General features: G+C 66.2%; 7 protein-coding genes. 1 reads left to right on the top strand and 6 read right to left on the bottom strand.

Features of this window, described 5'->3' with window-relative positions; genetic code table 11:
• The coding region (locus tag GUY61_RS09405) for an integrase core domain-containing protein (protein ID WP_166629622.1) at window positions 1-265 on the top strand (265 nt) is incomplete at its 5' end.
• Between the two features lie 158 nt (window positions 266-423).
• On the opposite strand, the gene GUY61_RS09400 is transcribed toward GUY61_RS09405, so the two are convergent.
• From GUY61_RS09400 to GUY61_RS09375, 6 genes are all read right to left on the bottom strand, one after another.
• Window positions 424-3075, bottom strand: a complete 2652-nt coding sequence (locus tag GUY61_RS09400) for a hypothetical protein (RefSeq protein WP_166629621.1) — start codon at window positions 3073-3075, stop codon at window positions 424-426.
• Complete coding sequence (locus GUY61_RS09395; RefSeq protein ID WP_313896592.1) at window positions 3072-4610, bottom strand: hypothetical protein; 1539 nt, start codon at window positions 4608-4610, stop codon at window positions 3072-3074. The genes GUY61_RS09400 and GUY61_RS09395 overlap by 4 nt, the downstream gene beginning before the upstream one ends.
• A gap of 472 nt (window positions 4611-5082) precedes the next feature.
• Window positions 5083-6420 carry a hypothetical protein gene (locus tag GUY61_RS09390; protein ID WP_166629620.1) on the bottom strand — a complete coding sequence of 446 codons (1338 nt, stop codon included), beginning with the start codon at window positions 6418-6420 and terminating at the stop codon, window positions 5083-5085.
• Window position 6421: 1 nt separating this feature from the next.
• Window positions 6422-8197 carry an Hsp70 family protein gene (locus GUY61_RS09385; RefSeq protein WP_166629619.1) on the bottom strand — a complete coding sequence of 592 codons (1776 nt, stop codon included), beginning with the start codon at window positions 8195-8197 and terminating at the stop codon, window positions 6422-6424.
• Entirely contained in the window at window positions 8194-9417 is a 1224-nt protein-coding gene (locus GUY61_RS09380; RefSeq protein ID WP_166629618.1) for a keratin, read from the bottom strand. The genes GUY61_RS09385 and GUY61_RS09380 overlap by 4 nt, the downstream gene beginning before the upstream one ends.
• Window positions 9414-10289, bottom strand: a complete 876-nt coding sequence (locus GUY61_RS09375) for a hypothetical protein (protein ID WP_166629617.1) — start codon at window positions 10287-10289, stop codon at window positions 9414-9416. The genes GUY61_RS09380 and GUY61_RS09375 overlap by 4 nt, the downstream gene beginning before the upstream one ends.
• Window positions 10290-11209: the final 920 nt, after the last annotated feature.

The following is an 11209-nucleotide window of genomic DNA, read 5'->3' as shown; positions in this document are numbered from 1 at the left end:
GTACACCAGCCAGCAATTTGCTTCCCTGGCCGACCAGTTCGGAGTTCGACTGTCGGTCGGCCGCACCGGTCAGTGCTGGGACAACGCGCTCGCCGAGTCGTTCTTCGCCACCATCAAGCGTGAGTTGTTCGGCACCTCCGCCTGGCCCAACCGGGCCGCTGCCCACACCGCCATCTTCGATTTCATCGAGGGCTGGTACAACTTGCATCGGTTGCACCTCGGCTACCGCAGTCCCGCCGAATACGAGACCGCACTCGCAGCCTGACCACCACACCAATGGTGTCCGTCAAAGTGGAACAAGCTCAATCGCGCCTGCCCGCCTTGAGCAGCGGCGTGACGGTGAGACGAGGTCAATCGAGGGAAATCCGCCGCTCGACGGTCTGTCGCCGGTGGCGTCACGGCACTGATCGCTACCTTTCCCCGTCAAGTGTCGAGTGTGAACAGGCGACTGACCAACTCCGGGTAGGTGAGGCCTGCTTCGGCGAGAATCTTCCTGAGAGCTTCCGGCGGACCCTTCTGTAGCGGGGTCGGAGAACCGACGCGGCCGGGTACCGCGGAAAGGTCGCCGCCGCTGAACCGTGATTCCGGTGTGGCAGGGAGTCGTACCTGGTAGGTGCGCCAGACGCGTGCCGGGGGATTCAGCAGGACCAGGTAGGGGTCCGCCCACGCCATGAAGGCCCAGCGGTTCGTGCTGCGGGCTCGTACAAGCACGCCGTCGGCGTGGTGCCGCCCGAGTCGTTCGGCGGCCTTGGCCACGACCGGAAGCGGATTGCCGAAGGAGCCCGTGATCTCCCAGAGCCCGTCCTCGCACACGACCGACCAACCGGCCGCGGTGAGCCCCTCGATCGCCTCCGCGTAGGGGTCGTCTTCCTGCGCCAGAGCGATGAGCCTCTCCACCTCGCTCCAGGGCGCGACGCGGGCGAGCGCCCGCTCCGGCGGGATCATCAGGTCCTCCGCCTCGGCGGGCTCGGCACGCGCGATCATCGCCTTGCCGCCGTGCCAGGCGCGGGCCGCCAGTACGTCGTGCTCGCCGCCGCCGGTGAACGTGGCGTCCTGGACGAGCAGTGTCATCACCACGGCCGCCACCGCGTCCAGCCGTCGCCGGGTCTCGGGCGGAGCATCGTGGTCCGCCGCGCCCGCCAGGCCTTCGGAACCAAGTGCTTCGAGGAGGCGGCTGAGTCCGTCGCGCCAGCTCTGGTCCTGCTCGTCCCAGACTCCGGCGGCCAGGAGCTGGACGTACAGGTTGGCCACGAGCAGCCGGACCGGAACCGGTGCTGCGGCTGAACCGTCAGGGCCTGTGAGCGCCGCGACCCAGCGCTGGGCCCAGGCGCGACAACGGGCACGCTGCTCTGGCGCGACGTACGGGGCGAGCGGCTCGCTCGTGGTGGGGAGGTCCTCCTCCGTCTCGTCCTCGTGCTCTTCGTCTTCGTCCCGCACGCCAACGGTGACCGTCGACACGATCCACCGCAACGAGGGTGCTTGCGGCAGGTCGAGTGGCGAGGTGCCGAACGCCAGATCCGTAAACGGCGCCCCGATCATCCGGCGGCAGTCGGCGAGGTAGGCGTCCCAGCGGTCGACGCCGCTCGATGTCACCGAGCCCGCTGTTGTGTCTCCCGCCGGGCTCACCCGGGGAGCGGACGTTCCGGCGGTGAGCTCGCGCAGGCGCAGCAGATCGGATTCGAAACGGCGTGCGGCACGCTCGTCGGCGAACAGGGTCTGCGCCGTGTAGTCGTATCTCAGCCGGGGACCGCTGTCGGCGCTCTGGTGTCGTGCGCAGTGCACGGGGCTGTAGACGAAGACGACGGCGGATTCGGCGGTGGTGCCGTCAGGACGGGCGCACGTGGCGCGAACCGCCGCACCAGGAACCTCGGGCAACGGGAAGGAACAGGCCGCCGCCCCCGCCGGAATGGTTCCGGTCTGCGTCCAGGAACCCGGTGAACCGTCCGGAGATGTGCTGATCACCACGGGCAGGGGCTGGGGGTGCGCCAGAGAGACGTGCAGGCCTTCGCTGTCCGTCTTCGCGCCCAGCAGGACGAGCGTATGACCGGTGGACTGGAAGGGCCGGATGGTGCGGCCCGTCAGGCTCGCGAGTGAGGTGATGCGCCCCTGTTCGGGAAGCAGCGGCGCGGTGTCGGCGGCGAGTACGGCGAGCTCGCAGTTGCCGCCGTCCCGGGTGCTGGTGCACAGCGCGGCGCGAGTGAGATTCGGGCTCCCGGTGAGAGCGTATCGGCGGCCGCCGGCCTGCCACTCGACGAATTTGCCGTGCCGCATCCGGGTCTCCTCGAGGAAACGGATCTGCGCGTCGAAGCCGCCGAGTGCCCTCTTGATCGCTCCGGCGTCGTAGCTGGACCAGCGAGGCTGGAGCCCGAGGACGGTGCGGCGGGGTGTCAGTCGGCCGACCAGCCCACTGAGGGCATGACTGGCCTCGTCGACGAACGGGGCGTACGCATGCAGTTCGTCGACAGGACCGAGCGGCAGTTGCTCCAGCAGACTCTCCTGGAGGTTGTGCAGAAGCCGCGCACCTGATTCCGGTCCGGCCGGGGCGTTGACATGCCGTTCGGTCAGAAGGGCAGCCAGTTCCGTCAGGTGATTCGCCGACCAGGGGGCCAGTTCCACGGCGGAGGGCAGTGCGTCCAACCAGTCGGCGAGGTCGGCCAGGAGCGCGTGGGAGTCGTCGTCCTCGGTCTCCACCACCGTCCACAGTTCGTCGTTGGCGCCCCAGCCGGACAGCGTCGGGTTCCCCGACCCCACTGCGAGCCGGCAGGCGTGTTCTCCGATCAGAATGACGACCTTGGGGTGGAACGCACGCCGGCAGGAGGCCAGGCCGTGCAGATAACTGCGGCCCGCCATGCGCACATCGACCGGGTCGTACAGCCCTTGGGCCGCATCACCGATCACCGCGGTGCGGGCACCCAGGCCACGCGCGATGGGTATGGCGACCTTCTCCAGGAAGGGGAGATCAACTGTGAAACCGAGGAAAAGTGCTTCGTGTAGCGCCTGCTGATCGCTGCGTTCGCTCCACTCTCTCAGCAGCGTGACGGGGGATGCGAATCGGGTGTGCTGTGCCGCGCTCATGGGTTTGTCTCCAGGATTCGCCGTCCCTCCGCGGTGACGGTGTGGCAGTTGTCGCGGACGGCGAAAAGCCCCAGTTGCGCTGCCAGGGAGCCCAGTTGGGGGATGCGGGTGCCGATGTCGGAGTCTCCTTCGTCACCGGTCTTGAAGTAACGCTCGTTGCGAAGGTGCAGACGGGAGAAGATCTTCAGCCCGCCGGTCGCGGGGTCGGTGCGCAGCTTCGCGAGGGCGACTCTGCGGGACTGGGCGAGCATGTCGTCCACCAGCCGGGCGGCCAAGTCGCGGACCGGCCGGTCGGCGTAGTCGTCGATGAGGCCGTCGACCCACGTCGGGTCGAGAAACTCGGCCCAGCGCCGCTGACGGCCCAGGAAGACGGCCCCTACGTCGCCGGGCAGATGACCCTCTCGGGAGCGCAGCGCACCCACCATCAGGAGCAACACATTGGTCATCGGGGCATCGGCACCCTGCGTCAGGAGTTGCCGTTCGACAGGCAACAACTGACCTGCCGCGTTCTTGAGCGGAGGCAGGTCGTCCAGGACCCGCCGTACATTCGCGTCCGGGGCCTGTTGCGCCAGCCAGTCGCGTAGTTCCTCGGCCGTCCGGTCGGCCTCGCCGTCCTTGGAGCCGACATCGGCCACCAGCGCCGCCCACAGCCGACGCCAGGCGCCGACGGAGTAATGGCGCAGCAGCACTCCCCGCCAACCGGCCGTCTCGGGAATCGCCGCCAGAACGGGATCCGTTGTCGCCTCGCCACCGAAGGCCACCGCGGAGCGCAGCGTCTCCTGATACCCGTTGCCCTCATGACCGTGGAGATCGATCGCCCGGCCGAGGATACGGAGGGTCGCACACCGAGTGCGGTCGGACGCCTCCCAGTCCCCCTGCGCGTGCGTTCCTCCACCGCGAGTTGCGGTCAGCACGTCCGTCAGCCATTCCCGCTCGGCCGGACACGGGACACCAAGTGCCGCCTGCCCCGCTGTCTCCAGGTCGGCGAAGGACACGACGTCCCGTGCCGCGAGAGACAGCAGAGGGGCGAAGAGCTCCTTGACCGCGGGAGGGCACGGGTGTCGGCCGGGTCTGAGCACTCCGTCCCGGACGTCCACGGTGCCGAGCACCGTGGCGGGTCCGCCGTACTGGTCCCAAAAACCCCAGCGGCGGGGTGAGTACGACTGGCTCAGCTGCTCCTCGTCGGCGGCTCGCGCGAGTTCCAGTTCGCCCGTGCAGAAGCGCCGCACCCGGTCGACCCCGTGGGCCAGCCATGCCGGATCTGTCCCCGTGTGGTGCTGAAGCGCCGCCAGCAGGACCTCGCTGCGGCGGACCGCCCGGCGGCACCCGGTGACGTCCCAACCGTTTCGTTCCGCGTGCGCCGCGATCGCCGCATACAGCGAGTGGTAACGGATGTAGCGGGTCACCGTGGACACTCCGGGAACCAACCGGTCCACCGCCCGCATCACCGGGCCCTCCACCGCCAGGGGATAGCGCCCGGACCGCACGCCCAATCCCTCGAGTGCCCATGCCGGCCCACGGACATCCGCTGTCACTTGCCACTCCTTGTCGGCTGCCGGAGCGTTGCATCGGCAGAAACTACCTGACCCTGCTTCAGGGTAGGTGCTGATTTCGGACGAGAGGCCAGTACGGTCGACTGGATTATGGAAGGTGCCAGGACACGCCCGATCCACCCTCAAGGCCGTCCACGACTGGACTTTCCGCAACGCCCGGGTTAAGTGTGGCGCTGGCGCAGGCGCCCGCTGTACCAACCCCCTGGGGCAGCGCCGACAGACAGCGCATCCACGGACTCCCCCCGTGTTCTCCACACCAGGGCGGCTGCGAGTTCCCAGAGCACATGAGGTCTGGCCGAGTTGGTGCGGCGCCATCGGGACGGCACTGGTCCTACTCCGGAGTGCGCCGCCTATTATCACCGATCTGGGGCCGTGGGCCGCGAGGCCCGAAGCCAAGGAATTGCGCCTCGAACGCTCTGACATCGAGGCCTGCCTCAGGCGCCGGTAACCGGGGTCAGAAGGCTCGCAGCCTCTCGATGTGATGTCTCTGTTGTTTTTCGTCCTGTTCGATGTGCACACTGACAAGCACTCTTTGACCGCCCGGCTTGTAGTAGATGCGGCCAAGTCGCTCGCTTCCCGCGATGCCCGTCGCCAATTCCGTCACCTCAAACCAGCCACGCATTCCCGAAAGGTCCTTCCCGACAGGGCGCCCAGAGTCGATTTCAGCAAGTGCTTTCATCGTGGACGCTGGCGAGTCGAGGTTGGCAATCACATCGACTGCATCTAGAACGAACTCAAGGCGGCTGAACGCCCGCGGCAGGAAGTCAATGACGCCCCCGCGTCGAGGCCGTTGCGCGGTCGAGGCGCGAAGTCGTTCCGTCTCTAGGCCCTCAAGTTCCGACACTCTCCCAAGGAGTGCGTCTACCTGCACCGCCATGTCGTCAGCGCGTGCTCCGCTTTCTGCCGCTTCCGAGTCGGCCGCTCGCACACGCTCCAGCAGCAAGGAGTTCTCGGCAAGAGCGAGTTCTCGAAGTTCCTCGGCGTCAGCGAGGTTCTTCACCAGTTCCGCCGTGTCAGCCATGCCTCCCAGACCTTGTCGGAGCACGGCGAGTTGCTCTTGCAGATCTGAATGACGGCGTTCTGCGAGGGTAACGGATTCTCGGTATCGATGCTCGCTCGCTTCCGCGTTCGCAAGATCGTGACGGAGCTGCGCGACCTCATGTTCAGCCGCCTCGCCCTTGCGTGTCGCGACGTACAGTTGGTTGAGCAGCTCCTCGATCCGAGCCTCGGCATCAGCAAGGCGAGCTGTGGTCGGATTCGTGACTGGCACCGTCGGCGCGAGAGACGACGGCGGTGCGATGACATCCTCGACGAGCGCAAGTGCTTCGGCCTGGCTGCCCTTGAACCGAAGGCGCGCGAACCAGTCGTAGAAGTTGCCGTCATCTGCTGGCCGATGGCTGACGTCCCAGCGCTGGATGCTGAGACCCGCGTCCTCAAGCGCTGACACCAAGCTGCCGGCAATGCGCTCCGACGCGTTGAAGACGACGATATGCCCGTATTGGTTGGTTTCGAGGTGCCACTCGACGTCGAAACCGCTGGTCTTCTCCAGCGGTTCACCGACAATGGGAGCGTACGGAACCTCTGCTCCGGTAAACAGGAAACGATCGCAGTCCGCGAGTTCCCAGCTCGTTCCGTCCAAGTCGATGAGATCGCCCTGCCGGAGTGGGTAGACGGAGCCCGCATACGCGACGCCTGCGTACCCATCGGGAGTCAGACGAATCGGACGGCGGACTCCAGACTCGACTTCCGTTCCGTGGTCAAGCACTCGCACGAGTGCCTTGGCGCTCGCCATGTCACGCCGTTCCGCATCGACACTCCGGGTGCCCCCACTGGCGCTTGCAGGCGGCGCACGGCTTGTAGTACAGGTGTTCCCGCAACTGGGCTTCTGTCGCACCGTCGCGCACATGCCGGGTGAAGGCCCTTGAATTGTGCCGATACAGCACTTCGCCGGGAACGGTCGCCTGGTCCTTGTCCCTCGCCACATTCGCACGGACGACCAGTCCCGCCTGTGGCACGACTATGGACTCCTCAGGTGCTTTTGGGTCCGCGGCTGCACCTCCGGGCATAGCCGAAGCCGGGAGGCCAAGACCGAACTCCAGGTCGTAGTACGACGCCGTGACTCGATCGTGCTTCTGGCTTGATGACGCCTCGACCGACAACACCAAGTCGTCGTCGAGAACGACCTTCAGCTCGAGGCGCTCGTGCAGTGGCGGCGCGGTCTCGTCGACGCCGAGTGTGATCATTCCCAGCGACGTTCGCCGCTCGCTCGCCTGCGGGTGTGATGACAACGCGGTCGGAGTAGCGATCGGAAATTTCGCCTTCCCGTCCGTCGGATCCGCGCAGTACAGGTGGAGGGTTTCGTGCTTGACGTCTCCACCGAGAGGCATTTCAGTGCCCGCAGCGAGAAGCGGCATCAACGACCCACGAGCGAGCTCGAGTTCGATGGGCTTTGCCAGCCGGAGCCGCTGCCTGTCATGTGCGATCCACGCAGCCCCTTGTGAGATCAACGTGGCACTGTTCGTCGGCACCTCAACTCGGTCCGGACCGAACAACTCGTGCAGTCGGCTCCGAATCGCGGGCATGGCCGCCATGCCACCGACCACTACGACCAGTGAGACCTGCCCGGGCGCCATCGACAAGCTGCCGAGCAGCGACTCGATCTCATCAATACCTGCCGTCACGAGCGGCCGCGTGATCTCCTCCAGCTCCTGACGAGTGAGCCGGTACTGCAACGTGGCACCTGATTGGAAGTAACTTGGCCGGTAGAACGTCACGTCAACACGGTCAGCCGAAAGCTCGATCTTGTTGCGCTCCGCGTCCTGGAGGAGCCGGAGCTCGGCCTCAGGGATCGCAAGGTCGTCGTCAGTGGCACTTCCGCGAGCCCGAGCGCGCTTCACGACCTCGTCGCGAATTACCTTGTCGAACTCGTCGCCGCCGACCTGGGCTGAGCCACCGTTACGAAGTTGTCGAACCTGGTCTTCGTCGACTCGGCAGAGAGTCAGGTCCAGCGTTCCGCCGCCCCAGTCGACAACCAGGACGTTTCGTCGTGCAAGCCGCCGTGCCATCTCTTCTGGGTCGGTTGCTCCCCGGATGAACCCGTACAGGGCGGCGAGCGGCTCGTGGACGAATTGGGCTATACGCATCCCGGCCCCGGCGAACGCCTCTCGCAGCGCCGCGCGGCGGTGCCCATTCATGGTCACGGGGATCGTGACCACAGCGTTGTCGAGGCTGCCGAGCACCTTCCGCTGCGGACTGCGCAGGGACTCCGATCGGACGTGCCGCACAACGTCCGCAACGATGTCCACCGGGCTCCGGTCGACGCCTCCGACGGCGATCGCCTCCTCGCCGAGGAGGAACTTCGGCGATTTCACCGTGTTGCCGTGCACACCAATGCCCGCGGCACCCAACGCGTCCTTGGCATCGCGGCCGACGACTACCTGCTCGCCCTCGTACCGGACGATCGAGGGATGTGGCCGGCCAGTCTCGACGTCCATCACGTCGATCACGCGGTCACCAACTACCACCGAAACAAGGCTGTTGGTCGTTCCGAAGTCGAACCCGACGATCACGCGAAGCCTCCAGCCGCGTCCTTCAGCTGCTCGACCTCACGCGTGAGGGCAAGCAAAGAACGGTCGAGGAACTCCTCCGCGACGTCGGGCGCACCGTTCCGGAGTGCGTGCAGACCATCGGTAAGCAGATCGATCTCACCCCCGAGACGCCGGATGATGCGCGTTCGCAGCGTTTCGTAGTCGTCCGCCATATGGCTCTTGTCGACCACTCTGTTATCGCGCTCAGCCGCGAGTTCCTTCTGCAGTCGCACCACGTCGGCAGAGAACGCGTCGGCGCGAGCCAGCGCAGATTGCTCACGCTCCTCGACGGTGGAAAGCTCATTGCGGAGCCGAGTCTCGCGATTCCGAGCAGCGGCAGCCTCACTCTCGAGATGTGTGACCTGCCGTTCCAAGCGGGCGATCCGGGCGAGGTAGTTCGCGCCGACGATCCCGAGCACCTTGTGATCGCTGCTTGCCCCGACCTGGCTGGCGGCTCGCTCCAGCCCTGCTGCCTCCGGGGCCTCGTACTTCCAGAGAGAGTCGTACGACGCATCGATGAACTGATCCAGGGTCCAATCACGTTGGAGCGAGCGGAGGAGTCCGTAGCACGCGATCGCATGCCTGACGAGGCGCTCACTGTCTGCGGCTTTGAACTGCTTCGGGGCCGCTCCAAGTTCGTCGGCGACCCGCTGAGCCGCGGCACGCACGTGTTCGATCGAGAGCTGCGGATCCTTGCGGGGTTCGACCAGCTGGTCCACCCTTCCTCCGAACACCGGGCTGTGGCCCAGTGCGACTACCGCGAGGTCAACGAGCCGGTTCAACGCCGGTGCGAGGCCACCGTCCTCGGCGCGCTTGAGCGGGACCCCTTGGCGCGCCGCGTACTGAAGCAGCTTGAACGGGGCCGACAACGTTGGGTCTGTCGGCGCGAGAGACTCGACCAGCGCGCTCTGTGACGCGATGCCCTCATCGGTAATCGCCAGCTTCTTGAGGTCTTCCTTCGAGAACTCAAGCAGTCGAGCGTTCGACTCGTAGGCGAACGTCAGCAACTCCTCGATCGAGGTAATGATCGGCTTCGGTTTCGTCTTGGACTTGGCCCGCTGTGTCCCCTTCTCCGCGGCGGGTGCCGCTGACGCATTGTCAGTAGGCGCGGCCGAGGCGGTGCCATCGCCGTTAGCGGTAGCCGATGCGGGGTCGCTCGGCCCCGACTCCGCGCCGGGCTCTGGAATGGTCTCGTTGCTCAACGTCCTACCTCTTGCAATCGGGTCCGAAATCCTGCGTACCAGGCGCCGGTCTCCTTGGAGTGCCTGAGCGCCTCGCCGTGTCCTGATGCACCATCGATGTCTCCCACAGCGAGCAGCGCCTCAGCCGCGATGAGTCGGACCTTGAATTGGTCCTGGGGCCGGAGCTCGCCCAGCGAGGGCAGTAGCTGGGTGACCATGGATGACTGTGTCCCGTCCAAAGCCGTCGCACCGAGGTCCAGGAGGTCCTCGGTAACGGAGTCGCTCAAGGCCCGATCGAAGCTTCCGTGCGACCGGTCGGCCAGGCTTGTCGTGACGAATGCGCCGCCTGCGAGGAGGGATCGGAACCGCGCCGCGACATCGGAGACACGGTGGCTGTTGGTCTTGCGCACCGCAAGTTCGAACTGGTTGTAGTGCAACGCGACCAACCCGCAGATCGCCTCCGCTGCGGGGCGGTCGAAGGTCGACAGCAGAGAGACCGCACTGTTGTACCGCTGCTCGTAGATCGGCGCGCCCGACGCATCTACCCGGCCGGGGTCCTCGACCGCTTCACGCGCGAGCACGCCGTAGAGGTATGCCGCCACACCTTCGCGGTAACGGCGGGCCGTCACCCCGCGGCCGGCACGCATGATGAAGGTGTCGATTGCGTTGAGACTCAACTCGCGGCTGGAGATGAGCTTCTCCAAGGCCTGGTCGACGAGGCAGAGGTCCTCTTCCTCGGCAAGGCAGAAATCGAACTCAAACGTCCGTTCCAGCGGGCCATTGGAGACGGCCACTGTCTGGACGCCGACCTTCACCGACGCGAGGAAGCCGGCGGCTTCAGATGTGGAGGTTTCGCGGCCGTTGACGGTGATGGATTCGACATCCGATGTCACCCAATCGGCTGAGCTGCTGGAGCTCGTGACCATCAAGCGCGTGCGCCCGCACTCTCGTCCCCTGAAGAGGAGGATCGGCCGCTTGGTCGCATGACCGTCGAAGCGGTGTGCTCGGCGGGCGCGCTCGGACGAGAAGACGAGTCCACACTCAGTGCAGGGAAACCGAGGGGGCTTTGGCGGGGCTGGCGGTCCGGCCGATTCGAATCCGGTCGGCTCATGGAACTCCATGTAGCCGGTGTGCCAGAACCCCACGTACCCCTCCTGTCGCCTTGCTGATCCGCGTCCCCTACACCTTCGGAAGGCTAGTCGGAGCGCAGGGACTTTGCGAGGTCGCGGGTTGAGTGAGATCGACCTGTGATGGGCTGTCATGTCGCGTTCGTGTGGGTGCAGATGCCGGTGCGAGGACCACTTCGCTGATCACGCCTGAAGCTGTCAAGTCAATTGAGGCAGTTTGCGGCTATAGAGTCTGTTTCTGGGGTTCTATCTCAGGTCGGGGTTCGTTGATCCACACGGCCATGGGCAGTTGCCGGGGTCGCGGGCCACGGCCGAAGTGTTTGGGATGCGCAGCGTACGCCTGGGTGAGGATGAGCGCTCGCTGCTGGCGGTGGAGGTCGGCGGTGCCGTGGTGCACGCTGGCCGGGGTGCAGGCCGATCGCCGAATGCCTGTGGCCCTGCCAGTCCGGCCGGAAGGCGTACGCGTCTGCCGGGATGTGGGCGGCTTCCGCCAGCAGCAGTTCCTCGTAGGCGTACCGGCATACGACAGCGCGCGGACGGCGCCCGTGCACCTTGACCAGTGCCCGGCCGGTGGGGCCCGCCAGGATGTCCCGCCCCCGAACGTACACAAGTTCCTCAACGGCGAGCCCGCAGCCGAAACCGAGACAGAGCAGCAGGCAGCAGGCAGCAGGCAGCACCTGAGGATT

The organism is Streptomyces sp. GC420, assembly GCF_009916105.1.
Taxonomy (GTDB): Bacteria; Actinomycetota; Actinomycetes; order Streptomycetales; family Streptomycetaceae; genus Streptomyces.
The sequence above is the reverse complement of the archived record's forward strand: the minus strand, read 5'-3'. Positions and strand labels throughout refer to the sequence as shown.